This window comes from Phytobacter sp. SCO41 (genome assembly GCF_003073275.1).
Taxonomy (GTDB): Bacteria; Pseudomonadota; Gammaproteobacteria; order Enterobacterales; family Enterobacteriaceae; genus Phytobacter; species Phytobacter diazotrophicus.
The window spans coordinates 3,988,849-4,005,164 of sequence record NZ_CP027225.1; the positions used below are offsets into that span (position 1 = coordinate 3,988,849).

At 51.2% G+C, this 16,316-nt stretch carries 14 protein-coding genes and 2 tRNA genes; 11 read left to right on the forward strand and 5 right to left on the reverse strand.

What is annotated here, in order from left to right; genetic code table 11:
- Nucleotides 1-8 precede the first annotated feature (8 nt).
- On the reverse strand, nucleotides 9-557 hold the full coding sequence (gene seqA / locus C5523_RS19495; RefSeq protein WP_071193854.1) for a replication initiation negative regulator SeqA: 549 nt from the start codon (nucleotides 555-557) through the stop codon (nucleotides 9-11).
- Between the two features lie 182 nt (nucleotides 558-739).
- Here seqA and ybfF point away from each other — a divergent pair, with 182 nt between their 5' ends.
- From ybfF to fur, 4 genes are all read left to right on the forward strand, one after another.
- Nucleotides 740-1,513 carry an esterase gene (gene ybfF / locus C5523_RS19500; RefSeq protein WP_071193855.1) on the forward strand — a complete coding sequence of 258 codons (774 nt, stop codon included), beginning with the start codon at nucleotides 740-742 and terminating at the stop codon, nucleotides 1,511-1,513.
- A 131-nt stretch (nucleotides 1,514-1,644) separates the two neighbouring features.
- Entirely contained in the window at nucleotides 1,645-1,938 is a 294-nt protein-coding gene (gene ybfE / locus C5523_RS19505) for a LexA regulated protein (protein ID WP_041852102.1), read from the forward strand.
- Between the two features lie 149 nt (nucleotides 1,939-2,087).
- Nucleotides 2,088-2,618, forward strand: coding sequence for a flavodoxin FldA (gene fldA, locus C5523_RS19510; RefSeq protein ID WP_071193856.1), 531 nt, complete (start codon nucleotides 2,088-2,090; stop codon nucleotides 2,616-2,618).
- A gap of 289 nt (nucleotides 2,619-2,907) precedes the next feature.
- A complete protein-coding gene (fur, locus tag C5523_RS19520) occupies nucleotides 2,908-3,360 on the forward strand; it encodes a ferric iron uptake transcriptional regulator (protein ID WP_041852104.1) in 453 nt (150 codons plus the stop codon).
- 97 nt (nucleotides 3,361-3,457) lie between these two features.
- Here the strand turns inward: fur and chiQ are convergent, their stop codons facing one another.
- From chiQ to nagE, 4 genes are all read right to left on the reverse strand, one after another.
- A complete protein-coding gene (gene chiQ / locus C5523_RS19525; RefSeq protein WP_071193988.1) occupies nucleotides 3,458-3,793 on the reverse strand; it encodes a ChiQ/YbfN family lipoprotein in 336 nt (111 codons plus the stop codon).
- 17 nt (nucleotides 3,794-3,810) lie between these two features.
- Nucleotides 3,811-5,211, reverse strand: coding sequence for an OprD family outer membrane porin (locus C5523_RS19530; protein WP_071193857.1), 1,401 nt, complete (start codon nucleotides 5,209-5,211; stop codon nucleotides 3,811-3,813).
- A gap of 393 nt (nucleotides 5,212-5,604) precedes the next feature.
- Nucleotides 5,605-7,272 carry a glutamine--tRNA ligase gene (glnS, locus tag C5523_RS19535; protein ID WP_108701799.1) on the reverse strand — a complete coding sequence of 556 codons (1,668 nt, stop codon included), beginning with the start codon at nucleotides 7,270-7,272 and terminating at the stop codon, nucleotides 5,605-5,607.
- 177 nt (nucleotides 7,273-7,449) lie between these two features.
- On the reverse strand, nucleotides 7,450-9,468 hold the full coding sequence (gene nagE, locus C5523_RS19540) for an N-acetylglucosamine-specific PTS transporter subunit IIBC (protein ID WP_079498372.1): 2,019 nt from the start codon (nucleotides 9,466-9,468) through the stop codon (nucleotides 7,450-7,452).
- 318 nt (nucleotides 9,469-9,786) lie between these two features.
- Between nagE and nagB the strand changes: the two genes are divergently transcribed.
- The 7 genes from nagB to C5523_RS19580 all read left to right on the forward strand — a co-directional run bounded on the left by nagB (nucleotide 9,787) and on the right by C5523_RS19580 (nucleotide 16,294).
- On the forward strand, nucleotides 9,787-10,587 hold the full coding sequence (nagB, locus tag C5523_RS19545) for a glucosamine-6-phosphate deaminase (protein ID WP_108701800.1): 801 nt from the start codon (nucleotides 9,787-9,789) through the stop codon (nucleotides 10,585-10,587).
- A 58-nt stretch (nucleotides 10,588-10,645) separates the two neighbouring features.
- On the forward strand, nucleotides 10,646-11,794 hold the full coding sequence (gene nagA / locus C5523_RS19550) for an N-acetylglucosamine-6-phosphate deacetylase (protein WP_079498373.1): 1,149 nt from the start codon (nucleotides 10,646-10,648) through the stop codon (nucleotides 11,792-11,794).
- A 9-nt stretch (nucleotides 11,795-11,803) separates the two neighbouring features.
- Complete coding sequence (locus C5523_RS19555; RefSeq protein ID WP_041852110.1) at nucleotides 11,804-13,024, forward strand: N-acetylglucosamine repressor; 1,221 nt, start codon at nucleotides 11,804-11,806, stop codon at nucleotides 13,022-13,024.
- Between the two features lie 168 nt (nucleotides 13,025-13,192).
- Complete coding sequence (locus tag C5523_RS19565) at nucleotides 13,193-13,945, forward strand: HAD-IIA family hydrolase (protein WP_071193860.1); 753 nt, start codon at nucleotides 13,193-13,195, stop codon at nucleotides 13,943-13,945.
- A 285-nt stretch (nucleotides 13,946-14,230) separates the two neighbouring features.
- On the forward strand, nucleotides 14,231-15,895 hold the full coding sequence (gene asnB / locus C5523_RS19570) for an asparagine synthase B (RefSeq protein ID WP_108701801.1): 1,665 nt from the start codon (nucleotides 14,231-14,233) through the stop codon (nucleotides 15,893-15,895).
- A gap of 228 nt (nucleotides 15,896-16,123) precedes the next feature.
- Nucleotides 16,124-16,200: transfer RNA gene (locus tag C5523_RS19575), tRNA-Met, on the forward strand.
- A 9-nt stretch (nucleotides 16,201-16,209) separates the two neighbouring features.
- Nucleotides 16,210-16,294: transfer RNA gene (locus tag C5523_RS19580), tRNA-Leu, on the forward strand.
- Nucleotides 16,295-16,316 lie beyond the last annotated feature (22 nt).

The following is a 16,316-nucleotide window of genomic DNA, read 5'->3' on the forward strand; positions in this document are numbered from 1 at the left end:
TGCAAGGATTAAATTGTGCCGCAAACCTTTTCAATCAATTCCGCCGGGAATTGCATTGATTGCATGATGTGCTCCACCATGCTGCATTTACGACCCGTATTCGTGTTAGTGATAACCCAGTACGGGGTATCAGGCACCTGTTTTGGCTTCGTCTGATTGCCGTTTTGCAACAGGGTATGTTCATCCGCTGCAAAGTATACGCGGGTGCGCCCATGCAGAGACTCAGTGGATTCTGCAAAAGCTTTTTTATCTAATGAGTAAAGTGTAGACAGCACCAGCATAAAGCGATTAACGGCCTTTTTCTGCTCTGCATACTCGTCAGAGAGCAGCAGTTCACGCACCGCGCGGACTTTATCTTTTGCCGTATTAGCCGGTTTCACTTCTTCAACCGTAACAGGTGCAGGGGTTTCTTTCGCGAGTTGAACAGCGGCAGCTGGCTGCGAAGCGGCGGAAAACTTCAACATGCGCCGTAAAATGTCGGATGCGCTCTCGCCAATGTGCTTTGTATGGCTGGCAATATAACTGTAGAGCTCATCATCAACTTCGATCGTTTTCATCTTAATCCAGTGCAGTGTCTATTCTGAATACAAGTTATTGAGATTATAAAGTCAAATCCCAACAGCGGATAGCGTCAAACCAGGATGGCGGCAAAGTCAGAGTGTGTCAAAACCTTGCAGCCGGACGGCAGAATGTTCAACATAATACCTTAATCCGAAAGAGCGAAAAAAAGAACTTTGCCATGAAATTGAATACCCGAGCGCAATCTGCACAACAATCGCACAACAATTCCCCCATCGTGCTGGTTCACGGTTTATTTGGTAGCCTGGACAACCTTGGCGTGCTTGCCCGCGACCTCGTCAATGACCATGATATTATTCAGGTTGATATGCGCAATCATGGCCTTTCCGAACGCTCACCAGAGATGAATTATCCGGCGATGGCACAGGACTTACAGGATACCCTTGATGCTCACGGTATTGAGCGCGCGACTTTCGTTGGTCACTCCATGGGGGGGAAAGCGGTGATGGCCTTTACCGCACTGGCGCCGGAACGCATCGACAAGCTGGTCGCTATCGATATTGCCCCGGTCAATTACCATGTACGCCGTCACGATGAGATCTTTGCCGCCATCAATGCGGTGACCGACGCCGGCGTCACGACACGCCAGCAGGCCGCCGCCGTTATGCGTGAGCATATAAATGAAGAAGGGGTGATACAGTTTCTGCTTAAGTCGTTTGTCGATGGCAAGTGGCGTTTCAATGTGCCCGCGTTGTGGGATCAGTACCCCCATATAGTGGGCTGGGAAACTGTGCCTGCCTGGAACCACCCTGCTCTCTTTATCCCTGGCGGCAACTCGCCCTATGTTACCGAACAGTATCGTGACGAACTGCTGCAACAGTTCCCACAGGCACGCGCGCATGTCATTGCCGGTGCCGGGCACTGGGTACATGCAGAAAAGCCAGAAGCGGTTCTGCGCGCCATCCGCCGTTATCTCGCTGAAAAGACAAACTGATTAAAAACCCGGCGACCGGTTGCCTGAAAGCGCCCGGTCGTTGGCGTGTCCGCATCGCTGATGTATGATGGCGCGCTAATCAGCCCGGGCTATGACCCGATTGCTTGTACTTCCCGTAGTATTCTTAAATCATGGCTAAAGAACAAACGGACCGCACGACATTAGATCTGTTCGCGAATGAACGTCGCCCGGGACGTCCTAAAACCAATCCGCTCTCTCGCGACGAGCAATTGCGCATCAATAAGCGCAATCAGCTTAAACGCGACAAGGTTCGTGGGCTTAAACGCGTCGAATTAAAACTCAACGCCGAGGCTGTCGACGCGCTAAACGCGCTGGCGGATGCGCGGGAAATGAGCCGGAGCGAATTGATTGAAGAGATGTTACTGGCTCAGCTTAACGCGCTGAACGACCAGGAAATCCTCTGAATTATCGCAAAAATTCACTTTCATGTTGCACAGAGTGCAGTCTTGCGTGATTGCAGTTTCCGCGTGCTTCTCTGATCTGCTATGATTGCCCTTATCCGTGGGCCAATCGCCACCACCATATCATTAAGTTTCAAGAGGTTATTTTACTCATGGCAATCACAGGCATTTTTTTCGGCAGCGATACCGGTAATACCGAAAACATCGCAAAGATGATCCAGGCTCAACTTGGTAAAGATGTTGCCGATGTGCATGACATTGCTAAAAGCAGCAAAGAGGATCTGGAAGGTTACGACATCCTGCTGCTTGGCATTCCGACCTGGTATTATGGTGAAGCACAGTGTGACTGGGATGACTTTTTCCCGACGCTGGAAGATATCGATTTTAACGGCAAACTGGTCGCTCTGTTTGGCTGTGGCGATCAGGAAGACTATGCAGAGTACTTCTGTGACGCGCTGGGCACCATTCGCGACATCATTGAACCGCGTGGCGCCACTATTGTAGGCCACTGGCCGACCGAAGGTTACCATTTTGAAGCGTCAAAAGGTCTGGTAGACGACAACCATTTCGTTGGCCTTGCCATTGACGAAGACCGTCAGCCTGAACTGACCGCTGGCCGCGTCGACAAATGGGTAAAACAGATTTCTGAAGAACTTCATCTGAACGACATCCTCAATGCCTGATGATGTTTGGCGCAACCTGCTGGTTGCGCCGGATTAATAGATAAAAGCGATGGAAATAATTGCTACAATTTTTTAACTTTTTTCTCCAGCGCTGTACAATGGCCCCTGATTAAAACGGGTAGCCCAAAGGACTTTGTAGACGCTACCACGTTTTATAAGCTTACTTTACTTGAGGACTTGCAGTTTTCATTCAGGCATGGCAGTTCTATAATGAGACGCATTATCCCAGGTGCATTCCTTGTAGCTTCCCAACGGGAAGTGAATCGTTTAGCAACAGGACAGATTCCGCATGACTGACAACAATACCGCATTAAAGAAGGCCGGCCTGAAAGTCACGCTTCCTCGGTTAAAAATCCTGGAAGTGCTTCAGGAGCCGGAGAACCATCATGTCAGTGCGGAAGATCTATATAAGCGCCTGATCGACATGGGCGAAGAGATTGGGCTGGCCACGGTGTACCGTGTACTTAACCAGTTCGACGATGCCGGGATTGTGACCCGCCATAATTTTGAAGGCGGTAAATCCGTCTTTGAACTGACGCAGCAGCATCACCACGACCACTTAATTTGCCTGGATTGCGGCAAAGTGATCGAGTTCAGCGATGACTCTATTGAAGCGCGTCAGCGTGAAATCGCATCTAAGCATGGTATTCGTCTGACGAACCACAGTCTCTACCTGTATGGCCACTGCGCTGAAGGTGACTGCCGTACTGACGAAAACGCGCACGAAGCGGCTGATAAATAATTTTCCGCATCGTTATAAAGCCAACCTCCGGGTTGGCTTTTTTATTTTCTGCTTTCACCACACGAAAAAGCCCGCCGAAGCGGGCCTTTTCAGACGGTTAATTCACCGTGTTATGGTGGCGTATCTCCTGCCAGATCTGGTCACAGCGTGATTGTACCGCCTGCCCATTTCCGGTATGCGTCGCTTCAAGACACTGCTGATAATCCAGGGTGCGCACGCTCTCCTCCTGCGCAAATTGCTGGTGCGCTTTCTCTTTGCGCAGGACATCCAGCACACTTCTGCACGCCGCCGTTTTCTCCGGAGAACCTTCTGCCGTAGTAATACAGGCGCTATAAGCCTCTTTTAATCGCGCATCTTCCTTTGGTGCCTGCGGCTGTTGCACACAGGCGGCAAGCCCCAGCGTCATCAGGGCAAGCAATAGCGGTTTCGTCATCATGGCATTCCCTCGCATTAGAAAATATTCAGGGGCGCAATGACGATAAACTTCACGTCACGTTCGTCCTGGAAGATGTTGTTATATCCACCGCCCCAACTCGGGATATTGGAATGGTTATCATATTGGGTGAAATGCAGCTTGAATAAGGTGCCTTTTGCCATCCCTTCCTGCACCGTATAAAGCAGGTCAAGGCTGTAGGCCGACTCTTTAATGGAATTTCCCGCATCGTAATATTTGTCGCCAGAGGAGACGTTGGACGGTTTGGCATCCCAGCCATATACATACGATGCACCGACCGCCCAACCCGGCAGATTCCAGCCTTTCAGGTCATACATAGCGCCAGCAAAGACGGATTTCTCATTATGGGCATTAAAGTCGGAGCGGTTATCCCACCAGATATCCAGGCGACCGTTGGAAGATCCATACCGCGGCGTCATACGTGAGTTGAAATAGCCCTGACGGCCATCCGCTTTGACCCAGGTCCCTTCCAGGCGTAAATCTACCGGGCCGATCGTATAGCCAAAAGTGAGCGCCTGTAGCCACGCGGTACCGTCATAAATATCATTAATGGTGTTGTTATCGGCCTTGTCGCGCGAGCCATAGAACTGATAACTGGTGGAAAGCGGGTTACCCGCGACGTCAAACTTATAGCTGGCTTTGGCAAAATATTGATCAACATAGCCCTGTGCCTGGCCAAACGCGGCTTCGAGGATCAGATCGTTTTTAAAGTCGTACGATGCGCCCACAGAGTGGACATAATCAATTTTGCTCACGCCATCGTTCTGGTAGAAATTATCCGTTTCGTTATACCACGGCGCTTTGTATTCATTGGCCCACATGTATGAGAAGCTCAGCGCGCCGCGATCATCGAAATCCAGTTTTGCACCGGCTTCTGCACCCTGATAGGTGCCCGGCATAAAGCTCCAGTTTGAGGCCAGCAGCGTTTGCCCCGTCGGCTGGATGTACCCTGCCCTCGCCCACACCGGGCCATATTTAAATTTCGCGGCGGCTTTATAGAGGCTTGCCCCGCTGCGATCGCCGGACCAGTCTTCGTCATACACCTTGTGGCTATTGGAAAATGCGATTTCATTCGGGTGCGCGCTTTCAGAGGATTCAGCCATCTCAATCGCCGCAAAGACCGCGACATCAATACCGAACATATCGGCAGCATAACCTGACTGGAAATCGAGATTGGTATTCCAGGTGGAGTGCGACAAGTTAGTTTTGTATTTATCGCCATCGGTGACATCTTTACGATCGCGCTGGCGCTGCCAGTAGTAAATCCCGCCGGTGAGCGTGGCATCATCAACAAAACCAGTGGCGCTGGCGGAAGGGGTGAAAGTTAAACCGGGTAATGCGGTGGCGCAGGCAATAGCCAACGCTAACGCCTTACGTTTAGCGTTAAACGCGTTCATGAGTGTTCCTCTTTGACGAAAAAATAAAAAGTGCTGCGCAAAGGCAAACAGCAATAAAGTAAAAAAATGAAATATTACTGACAGTTATAGAAAATGTTTCTATTTCTGTCGTTTGTAAGCATATTTTTCGCGACGCGAATTATCAAGTAATTGCAGGAAGGGAATACGGGGATTATGACGCACCACACAGATTTGTAGCTTATTGGCTTACAGCTGGCACAGCAAGGCTTTCAGAGCGACAGAGTCTGCGTAATCGATAAATAACTGAAAAGAGGATTGGATAAAATTAAAACAATATTTTAGAAAAAAAGAAGGTGTGCAGTAACTTATTTTCAGTCGAGAAATAAAAAACGCTGCACGAGGCAGCGTTTTTAGCATCCTGGCAAGACGGGATTACTCGCCGATTTTCGCCCAGGTATCGCGAAGACCCACAGTGCGATTGAAGACCAGTTTGTCCGCCGTAGCATGGCGGCTGTCGAGGCAGAAGTAACCTTCACGCTCAAACTGATACGCTTTCGCTACCTCAGCGGCCTTAAGGCTCGGCTCAGCAAAGCCCTGCTTAATGACCAGCGATTCCGGGTTCAGGACTGTCAGGAAGTCTTCCGCTGCACCCGGATTTGGCACGCTGAACAGGCGGTCATACAGACGAATTTCAACCGGCAGTGCGTGTGCCGCGCTAACCCAGTGAATAACGCCCTTCACTTTACGGCCATCTGCCGGGTCTTTGCTCAGCGTATCGGCATCAAAGGTACAGAAAATCGTGGTGATATTACCTTCCGCGTCTTTCTCAACACGTTCCGCTTTAATCACATACGCGTTACGCAGGCGGACTTCTTTGCCCAGCACCAGTCGTTTGTACTGCTTGTTGGCTTCCTCACGGAAATCGGCACGATCAATCCAGATTTCACCGCTGAATGGGACATCACGGCTGCCCATTTCCGGTTTGTTCGGATGGTTCGGCATCGAAACCATTTCACTGGCGCCCTGCGGATAGTTCTCGATAACCAGCTTAACCGGATCGATAACAGCCATCGCGCGCGGTGCGTTTTCATTGAGATCTTCACGGATGCAGGATTCCAGTGACGCCATCTCAATGGTGTTGTCCTGTTTGGTGATACCAATACGTTTACAGAACTCACGGATGGAGGCGGATGTGTAACCACGACGACGCAGGCCAGAAATGGTCGGCATACGCGGGTCGTCCCAGCCTTCAACATGCTTGTCAGTCACCAGCAGGTTCAGCTTACGCTTGGACATGACGGTGTATTCCAGGTTCAGTCGGGAGAACTCGTACTGACGCGGGTGAACCGGAATGGTGATGTTGTCCAGCACCCAGTCATACAGACGACGGTTATCCTGGAACTCCAGCGTACACAGAGAGTGAGTGATCCCCTCCAGCGCATCACTGATGCAGTGGGTAAAGTCATACATCGGGTAGATGCACCACTTGTTGCCCGTCTGATGGTGTTCAGCAAATTTAATACGGTACAGCACCGGATCGCGCATCACGATGAACGGCGACGCCATATCAATCTTCGCACGCAGGCACGCCTTACCTTCTTCAAAACCACCCGCGCGCATTTTTTCAAACAGAGCGAGGTTCTCTTCAACCGTACGATCGCGATACGGGCTATTTTTACCCGGAGCTGTCAGCGTGCCGCGATATTCACGGATTTCGTCAGCGGACAGCTCGTCAACATAGGCCAGACCTTTGCTGATTAACTCTACGGCATAGTTGTGCAGTTGATCGAAATAATCAGAGGAATAGCGCACATCGCCTGACCAGTGGAAACCTAACCACTGCACGTCATTCTTGATGGACTCAACATACTCGATATCTTCTTTTACCGGGTTGGTGTCATCAAAACGCAGGTTACATTGCCCTTGATAATCTTGCGCGATACCAAAGTTCAGGCAGATGGATTTCGCATGACCGATATGCAGATAGCCATTCGGCTCAGGCGGAAAACGGGTGCAAATAGTAGAGTGCTTTCCAGTAGCCAGATCTTCATCAATGATCTGACGAATAAAGTTAGTCGGGCGGGCTTCAGCCTCACTCATCGTAGATTCCTCAAGGCGTAAACAACATATAACGGCACATGATCTTATAAGCCGCCCTCAGAGACAACCTTTAGTTACGGAAAATAGATACAAAACGGAATACTTTAATTCATGCAAAAAAAGCGGCAGAGGAAGATCCCCTGCCGCTTATGGCTATTTCTGGTTCAGATTACATCATTAGCCTTTGATGTCGTACAGCGGTGTTTGCCCTGCTACAACGGAACCTTGTGCTTTGATAACCAGACCAGAGAAATCATCAATATTGCTACATACCACCGGGCTAATCATAGAACGGGCATTGGCGTTCAGATATTCCAGATCCATTTCCAGGATTGGCTGACCTGCCGTAACGGTTGCCCCCTCTTCGACCAGACGCGTGAAGCCCTGGCCACCCAGCGCAACGGTGTCGATGCCCATATGAACAACGATTTCCGCGCCTTTTTCAGTTTCCAGGCAGAACGCGTGGTTGGTATTGAAGATTTTCACGATGGTACCCGCTGCCGGTGCAACAACCGTTTTCTCTGTCGGTTTTACCGCTATGCCATCGCCAACGGCTTTGCTGGCAAACGCTTCATCCGGCACTTCATCCAGAGAAACGACCTGCCCGGTCACCGGAGAGACCAGTTCCGCAATCACCGCCGCGCTAACGTTCGGCACTGCCTGCGGTTTAGGCGCGCTGGCGGCTGCCGGAGCCGCTGCGCCTGCCGCCGGAACGTCGCCCGCCGTTTTCATCGCATTAGCAATTTTTTCGGCCGCAAAACCCACAATCACCTGTACGCCGGTTTTATTCAAACGAATAACCCCGCTCGCACCCAGACGTTTAGCCAGCGCTTCGTTAACCAGGGAAGAGTCTTTCACGCTCAGACGCAGACGTGTGATGCAGGCATCAATACCGGTCAGGTTCGCGGAACCCCCGACAGCGGCAATATACTGACGCGCCAGACCGGTCACATCCTGCTCGGAAGCCGTGCTGACATTCACATCCTGGCCATCTGCTTCGTCACCAGCAACCGCCAGTTCACGACCCGGGGTCAACAGGTTGAATTTGAGGATAGTGAAACGGAACACCACGTAGTAGATAACAAAGAACACCAGGCCTTGCAGAATCAGCATGTACCAGTGTACGGCCAGCGGGTTACGGGACGAGAGCACCATATCCACCAGACCGGCGCTAAAGCCGAAGCCGGCAATCCACTGCATAGTCGCGGCGATAAAGACAGAAACCCCGGTCAGCACAGCGTGAATGAAGTACAGCACCGGTGCCACGAACATGAAGGAGAATTCCAGCGGTTCAGTGATACCAGTAAAGAAGGCAGCAAAGGCGCCTGCCATCATAATACCAAGGACTTTGGCTTTATTTTCCGGACGCGCGCAGTGGTAAATCGCCAGCGCGGCACCTGGCAGACCAAACATCATGATCGGGAAGAAGCCCGCCTGGTAACGCCCCGTAACCCCAACAACCGCTTTGCCCGCTTCAATAGACTGCGCGGCGCCCAGGAAGTTAGGAATATCGTTAATACCGGCAACATCAAACCAGAATACGGAGTTCAGCGCATGGTGCAGCCCCACCGGAATCAACAGACGGTTGAAGAAGGCGTAGATGCCCGCACCGACAGAGCCCAGTTTCTGGATATGCTCACCGAAGCCAACCAGACCACTGAAGACTACCGGCCAGATAAACATCATGATGAACGCGACAGCGATCATGACAAAAGAAGTCAGGATCGGCACCAGACGACGGCCGCTAAAGAAGGAGAGCGCTTTCGGCAGCTCGACGCTGCTAAAGCGGTTATACAGTTCCGCGGCAATGATACCGACCATGATCCCAACGAACTGGTTTTTGATCTTGCCAAACGCGGCAGGAACTTGATCGGCTGGGATTTTCTGGATCATAGCGACAGCGGCTGGCGAGCACAGCGTCGTCAATACAAGGAAACCCACAAAGCCGGCCAGTGCAGCAGCACCGTCTTTGTCTTTGGACATACCATAAGCAACACCCACGGCGAATAGCACGCCCATGTTATCGATAATGGCAGAACCAGATTGAATGAAGAACGCCGCCAGCGCGTTAGATCCACCCCAGCCTACCGGGTCGATCCAGTAACCGACCCCCATCAGAATCGCTGCGGCAGGCAGCGTGGCGACCGGCACCATGAGCGCGCGGCCAACCTTTTGCAAGTAACCTAAAAGATTCACGTTATTCCCCCTTTGAACCCCACCGGAGCCCTTAGAAACAGTCTTTTTATTGTCTGACTAACCCTGAAAACACGGCCATTTTTCATTACATTGAGAGTGTGTTGAAAATTAATTCGTCTCGCAAATTAAAAGCACCTTTTTTGTGATTTTAATCACCAAATATCGTTATTTGACCTCCTCTTTGCTGGCTAACCAGCAAAACTTATTTTATCATTCAAAAAATCAAGACGGATTGCCCCCATAGGGAGCGAAACTGAGTTACGCTTTACACTGCACTGGAACGCAATCCGCTAACTTTAATCAACTTAGAGGTGAATAATGAGACTGATTCCTCTGGCAACAGCTGAACAAGTCGGTAAATGGGCGGCCCGCCATATCGTCAATCGCATCAATGCATTTAAACCTACAGCGGATCGTCCGTTCCTGCTTGGCCTGCCAACCGGTGGCACGCCTCTTACCGCCTACAAAGCATTAGTTGAAATGCACAAAGCGGGCCAGGTTAGTTTTAAACATGTTGTCACGTTCAATATGGACGAATATGTCGGCCTGCCGAAGGAGCACCCGGAAAGCTATCACAGCTTTATGCACCGTAACTTTTTCGATCACATTGATATTCCGGCGGAAAATATTAACCTCCTGGATGGCAATGCGCCGGATATTGACGCAGAATGCCGCCAATACGAAGAAAAAATCCGTTCCTATGGCAAAATTCACCTGTTTATGGGCGGCGTTGGCAACGATGGTCACATCGCCTTCAACGAGCCCGCATCTTCGCTGGCTTCTCGTACCCGTATTAAAACGCTGACCCATGACACCCGCGTGGCCAATTCCCGTTTCTTCGACGGCGACGTTAATCAGGTGCCGAAATACGCACTGACCGTGGGCGTAGGTACGCTGCTGGATGCAGAAGAAGTGATGATTCTGGTGCTGGGAAGCCAGAAAGCGCAGGCTCTACAGGCGGCCGTAGAAGGTAACGTGAACCATATGTGGACCATTAGCTGCCTGCAACTGCACCCGAAAGCAGTGATGGTGTGTGACGAGCCGTCTACGATGGAACTGAAAGTTAAAACATTGAAATATTTCAATGAATTAGAAGCGGAAAATATTAAAGGTCTGTAATTGTGTCTCGTTCCGCAAACCCAGCGGGACGACACCCATTTGTTAACCGGGGGTCGTTATGTATGCTTTAACCCATTGCCGGATTTTCACCGGCCATGAAATTTTGGATGACCACGCGCTGATTGTCGCCGATGGCCTGATTGATCGTCTCTGCCCTTTGGCTGAGCTGCCGCCCACTATCGAGCAGCGTGATCTCAATGGCGCAACGCTGGCCCCCGGTTTTATTGATGTACAACTGAATGGTTGCGGTGGTGTGCAGTTCAACGACACCCCCGAAGCCGTCAGCATTGAAACGCTGGAAATCATGCAGCGCGCCAATGAAAAATCAGGCTGCACAAGTTTTCTGCCGACGCTTATCACCACCAGCGATGACCTGATGAAACAAGGCATTCAGGTGATGCGTGATTATCTGGCGAAACATGCACATCAGGCGCTTGGCTTGCACCTCGAAGGGCCGTGGCTCAATATCGTAAAAAAAGGCACCCATAACCCGAAATTTGTCCGCAAACCGGATGCCGAACTGGTGGATTATCTCTGCGCCAATGCTGACGTCATCACCAAAGTGACGCTGGCGCCGGAAATGGCCGGTAATGAGGTTATTAGCAAGCTGGCTGCGGCGGGTATTGTGGTGTCAGCAGGCCACTCGAACGCGACATTAAAAGAAGCGAAAGCGGGTTTCCGCGCAGGCATCACATTTGCGACGCATCTATACAATGCGATGCCGTACATCACCGGACGTGAACCGGGTCTGGCGGGCGCGGTACTGGATGATGCCGATGTTTATTGCGGGATCATTGCAGATGGGCTGCATGTCGATTACGTTAATGTCCGTAATGCGAAACGCCTGAAAGGCGACAAACTCTGTTTAGTTACAGATGCAACGGCGCCTGCAGGGGCAGATATTGACCAGTTCATTTTTGCTGGTAAAACAATATACTACCGTAATGGACTGTGTGTGGATGAAAACGGTACGCTGAGCGGCTCCTCCCTGACAATGATTGAAGGGGTTCGGAACCTGGTCGAGCATGTGGGTATTGCGCTGGATGAAGTACTGCGCATGGCAACCTTGTACCCGGCTCGCGCGATAGGCGTCGACGGGCAGCTCGGCAGCATTGCCCCGGGTAAGGTCGCGAACCTGACCGCCTTCACGCACGATTATAAAATAATCAAGACTATCGTTAATGGTAACGAGGTCGTCATCGAGTAAATAAAAGGTATGACAGCAGGCGGACAAGCTCAGATTGGTAACGTTGATCTCGTTAAACAACTTAACAGTGCGGCGGTTTACCGCCTGATTGATCAACTAGGCCCTATTTCGCGTATTCAAATTGCCGAGCAGAGCCAGCTTGCGCCCGCCAGCGTGACAAAAATCACGCGTCAGCTTATTGAACGCGGCCTGATCAAAGAGGTTGATCAGCAGGCCTCCACCGGGGGCCGCCGCGCTATCTCTATCATTACCGAAACCCGCAATTTTCAGGCTATTGGTGTGCGTCTTGGACGGTCCGATACCACCCTCACCCTTTATGATCTGAGCAGCAAAGTGCTGGCGGAAGAGCATTATCCTCTGCCGGAGCGGACGCAGGAAACGCTGGAGCACGCGTTGCTGAACACCATCAGCGCCTTTATCGAAAGCAATCAGCGTAAGATCCGCGAATTGATCGCCATCTCGGTCATTTTACCAGGCCTTGTCGACCCGGAAAGCGGCGTCATTCGCTATATGCCGCATATTCAGGTTGAGAACTGGGGGCTGGTGGACGCCCTGGAAAAACGTTTCAAATTAACCTGTTTCGTCGGTCACGATATCCGCAGTCTGGCCCTTGCAGAGCACTATTTTGGGGCAAGTCAGGACTGTGAGGATTCCATTCTGGTGCGTGTTCATCGCGGAACCGGGGCAGGAATCATCTCTAACGGGCGCATTTTTATCGGTCGCAACGGTAATGTAGGTGAAATTGGTCACATCCAGGTAGAACCCCTCGGCGAGCGATGTCATTGCGGTAACTTTGGCTGTCTGGAAACCATCGCCGCCAATGCCGCCATTGAACAACGCGTAAGGCATCTGCTGGAACAGGGCTACCAAAGCCGCGTAACGCTGGATGACTGCACGATAAAAAATATCTGTAAGGCCGCAAATAAAGGCGACGCGCTGGCGTGTGAAGTGATTGAGTACGTCGGTCGCCATCTGGGTAAAACCATCGCCATTGCCATTAACCTCTTCAATCCGCAAAAAGTGGTCATCGCCGGGGAGATTGTTGAAGCGGAGAAAGTGTTGCTGCCTGCTATTGAAGGTTGCATTAACACCCAGTCGCTCAAAGCATTCCGTAAAAATCTTCCGGTGGTGCGATCCACCCTTGACCATCGCTCGGCGATAGGCGCTTTTGCCCTGGTGAAACGCGCCATGCTGAACGGCATGCTGCTGCAACGCTTGCTGGAAAGCTGACAGGGTTTAGATATCCTCAATAACTCGAATTGCATAAAGGCGGCAAGCGCATAAGTGCTCAGGAACTTACTGAGATAAGTGACCGGGCCGCGCAAACGTCACCAACGCATAGGCAAGTTGAAGTATGACGGTTATAGTTATTGCTTCTCTTTTTTTACCGGGTAGTCCATGACCATTCAGAACGTAATCTGTGATATTGACGGCGTGTTGATGCACGATAATGTCGCCGTGCCGGGCGCAGCGGAGTTTATTCATCGAATCCTGGAAAAAGGGATGCCGCTGGTGCTGCTCACCAACTATCCTTCCCAGACGGGGCAGGATTTGGCTAACCGCTTTGCCTCTGCCGGTATAGATGCACCAGCCAGTGTCTTTTATACCTCTGCGATGGCGACGGCTGACTTCCTTAAACGTCAGGAAGGGAAAAAAGCTTACGTAGTCGGTGAAGGCGCATTGATTCACGAACTCTATAAAGCCGGGTTTACCATTACGGATATCAACCCGGATTTCGTTATCGTGGGCGAAACGCGTTCCTACAACTGGGAAATGATGCATAAGGCGGCCTTTTTCGTCGCCAACGGTGCGCGCTTTATTGCCACCAACCCGGACACCCACGGACGCGGTTACTACCCTGGCTGCGGCGCGCTGTGCGCCGGTATTGAAAAAATCTCCGGCCGCGAGCCTTTCTACGTCGGCAAGCCGAGTCCGTGGATTATCCGCGCCGCGCTCAATACTATGCAGGCGCATTCAGAGCAGACGGTGATTGTCGGCGACAATTTGCGTACCGACATTCTTGCGGGCTTCCAGGCGGGTCTGGAGACTATCCTGGTACTCTCTGGCGTATCAACGCTGGATGATATCGACAGCATGCCGTTCCGTCCTTCATGGATTTACCCTTCGGTTGCTGAAATCGACATTTTTTAAACGAAACCACGTCCCCGGACGTGGTTTTTCATTTTCCGCACCAATAAAAAACAGACCGTTTAATAAAATGCGCTGAAAACTGAGAATTCATCAATAGCTCAGCTCAATTCATGTTCTTTTTTCAGCATTCGGCAATCGCCATTGCGCTTTTTACTTTCCAGGCTGTAAAACGCTTGCGCGCGTCACACCTTTGCGGCATTTTCTTAAACAAGCAATAAGACAACGCGATGACGCGGCGTCTGCACTCACACAACACTGCATTGCCTTAAAGTAACGGAGAAGTCTATGTGTTCTATTTTTGGCGTACTGGATATTAAAACCGACGCGGTTGAGCTGCGTAAAAAAGCGCTCGAATTATCCCGCCTGATGCGCCACCGCGGCCCGGACTGGTCTGGCGTTTATGCCAGCGATAAAGCGATTCTTGCCCATGAGCGTCTGTCTATTGTTGACGTCAATGCGGGTGCCCAGCCGCTGTACAACGAGAAAAAAACACATGCGCTGGCCGTTAACGGCGAAATCTACAACCACCAGGCTCTGCGTGCGGAATATGGCGATCGCTACCAGTTCCAGACCGGTTCTGACTGTGAAGTTATCCTCGCGCTGTATCAGGAAAAAGGCCCAGAATTCCTCGACGATCTGCAAGGTATGTTCGCTTTCGCCCTGTATGACAGCGAAAAAGACGCTTATCTGATTGGTCGTGACCACATCGGCATTATCCCGCTGTATATGGGCCATGATGAGCACGGTAACTTTTATGTCGCTTCCGAAATGAAAGCGCTGGTCCCTGTGTGCCGTACCATCAAAGAGTTCCCGGCGGGCAGCTATCTGTGGAGCAAAGACGGTGAAATCCGTTCTTACTATCAGCGTGACTGGTTCGACTATGAGGCAGTGAAAGATAACGTCACTGACAAAAACGAACTGCGTCAGGCGCTTGAAGAATCTGTGAAAAGTCACCTGATGTCAGATGTGCCGTATGGCGTTCTGCTCTCGGGCGGTCTGGACTCTTCTGTCATTTCCGCTATTACCAAAAAATTCGCCGCACGCCGTGTGGAAGATCAGGAACGCTCTGAGGCCTGGTGGCCGCAGTTGCACTCCTTTGCTGTGGGCCTGAAAGGGGCTCCGGACCTGAAAGCTGCGCAGGAAGTGGCAAACCATCTGGGTACGGTTCACCACGAAATCCACTTCACCGTGCAGGAAGGTCTGGACGCGATTCGCGACGTGATTTATCACATCGAAACCTACGATGTGACCACCATTCGCGCCTCTACGCCGATGTATCTGATGTCCCGTAAAATCAAAGCGATGGGCATCAAGATGGTACTGTCTGGCGAAGGTTCTGACGAAGTGTTCGGCGGCTACCTCTATTTCCATAAAGCGCCGAATGCCAAAGAGTTGCATGAAGAGACCGTACGTAAGCTGCAGGCGCTGCATATGTTCGACTGCGCGCGTGCTAACAAAGCGATGTCCGCCTGGGGCGTAGAAGCGCGTGTGCCGTTCCTGGATAAGAAATTCCTCGATGTAGCGATGCGCATCAACCCGCAGGATAAAATGTGCGGCAACGGCAAAATGGAAAAACACGTCCTGCGCGAATGTTTCGAATCCTATCTGCCGGCGAGCGTTGCATGGCGTCAGAAAGAGCAGTTCTCTGACGGCGTAGGTTACAGTTGGATCGATACACTCAAAGAAGTAGCGGCACAGCAGGTTAGCGATCAGCAACTGGCGACAGCCAGCTACCGTTTCCCGTACAACACGCCGAGCTCGAAAGAAGCGTATCTGTACCGTGAAATCTTTGAAGAGCTGTTCCCGGTACCCAGCGCCGCTGAATGTGTTCCTGGCGGCCCGTCTGTGGCTTGCTCCTCTGCAAAAGCAATCGAGTGGGATGAATCATTCAAATCCATGAACGATCCATCAGGTCGTGCGGTTGGCGTACACCAGTCCGCTTACAAATAAGCGATTGTTATCGTTAAAGGCCCTGCGGGGCCTTTTTTTATTTCTGCATATGTTTTGCTATACAAAAACGATAAATAACCAATAATTGCCGAATTATGCGTCACGCTGTTCGCAACCTAACCAAACAGTCACATTCCGGCAATTTTCGATGAAAAAGGTATTGACGCTGTCAGGCCCAATACGCATAATGCGCCCCGCAACGCCGATAAGGTAACGCGAAAAAAAGATGGCTACTTAGCTCAGCTGGTTAGAGCACAGCACTCATAATGCTGGGGTCACAGGTTCGATTCCCGTAGTAGCCACCATCTTTTTTTGCGGGAGTGGCGAAATTGGTAGACGCACCAGATTTAGGTTCTGGCGCCGCAAGGTGTGCGAGTTCAAGTCTCGCCTCCCGCACCATTCACCAATAAGCGTTGCACGG

What these genes read in the sequence shown, in the direction of transcription:
- seqA (WP_071193854.1), bottom strand. Translation starts at nt 557, where the DNA reads ATGAAAACGATCGAAGTTGATGATGAGCTCTACAGTTATATTGCCAGC.
- ybfF (WP_071193855.1), top strand. Translation starts at nt 740, where the DNA reads ATGAAATTGAATACCCGAGCGCAATCTGCACAACAATCGCACAACAAT.
- ybfE (WP_041852102.1), top strand. Translation starts at nt 1,645, where the DNA reads ATGGCTAAAGAACAAACGGACCGCACGACATTAGATCTGTTCGCGAAT.
- fldA (WP_071193856.1), top strand. Translation starts at nt 2,088, where the DNA reads ATGGCAATCACAGGCATTTTTTTCGGCAGCGATACCGGTAATACCGAA.
- fur (WP_041852104.1), top strand. Translation starts at nt 2,908, where the DNA reads ATGACTGACAACAATACCGCATTAAAGAAGGCCGGCCTGAAAGTCACG.
- chiQ (WP_071193988.1), bottom strand. Translation starts at nt 3,793, where the DNA reads ATGACGAAACCGCTATTGCTTGCCCTGATGACGCTGGGGCTTGCCGCC.
- C5523_RS19530 (WP_071193857.1), bottom strand. Translation starts at nt 5,211, where the DNA reads ATGAACGCGTTTAACGCTAAACGTAAGGCGTTAGCGTTGGCTATTGCC.
- glnS (WP_108701799.1), bottom strand. Translation starts at nt 7,272, where the DNA reads ATGAGTGAGGCTGAAGCCCGCCCGACTAACTTTATTCGTCAGATCATT.
- nagB (WP_108701800.1), top strand. Translation starts at nt 9,787, where the DNA reads ATGAGACTGATTCCTCTGGCAACAGCTGAACAAGTCGGTAAATGGGCG.
- nagA (WP_079498373.1), top strand. Translation starts at nt 10,646, where the DNA reads ATGTATGCTTTAACCCATTGCCGGATTTTCACCGGCCATGAAATTTTG.
- C5523_RS19555 (WP_041852110.1), top strand. Translation starts at nt 11,804, where the DNA reads ATGACAGCAGGCGGACAAGCTCAGATTGGTAACGTTGATCTCGTTAAA.
- C5523_RS19565 (WP_071193860.1), top strand. Translation starts at nt 13,193, where the DNA reads ATGACCATTCAGAACGTAATCTGTGATATTGACGGCGTGTTGATGCAC.
- asnB (WP_108701801.1), top strand. Translation starts at nt 14,231, where the DNA reads ATGTGTTCTATTTTTGGCGTACTGGATATTAAAACCGACGCGGTTGAG.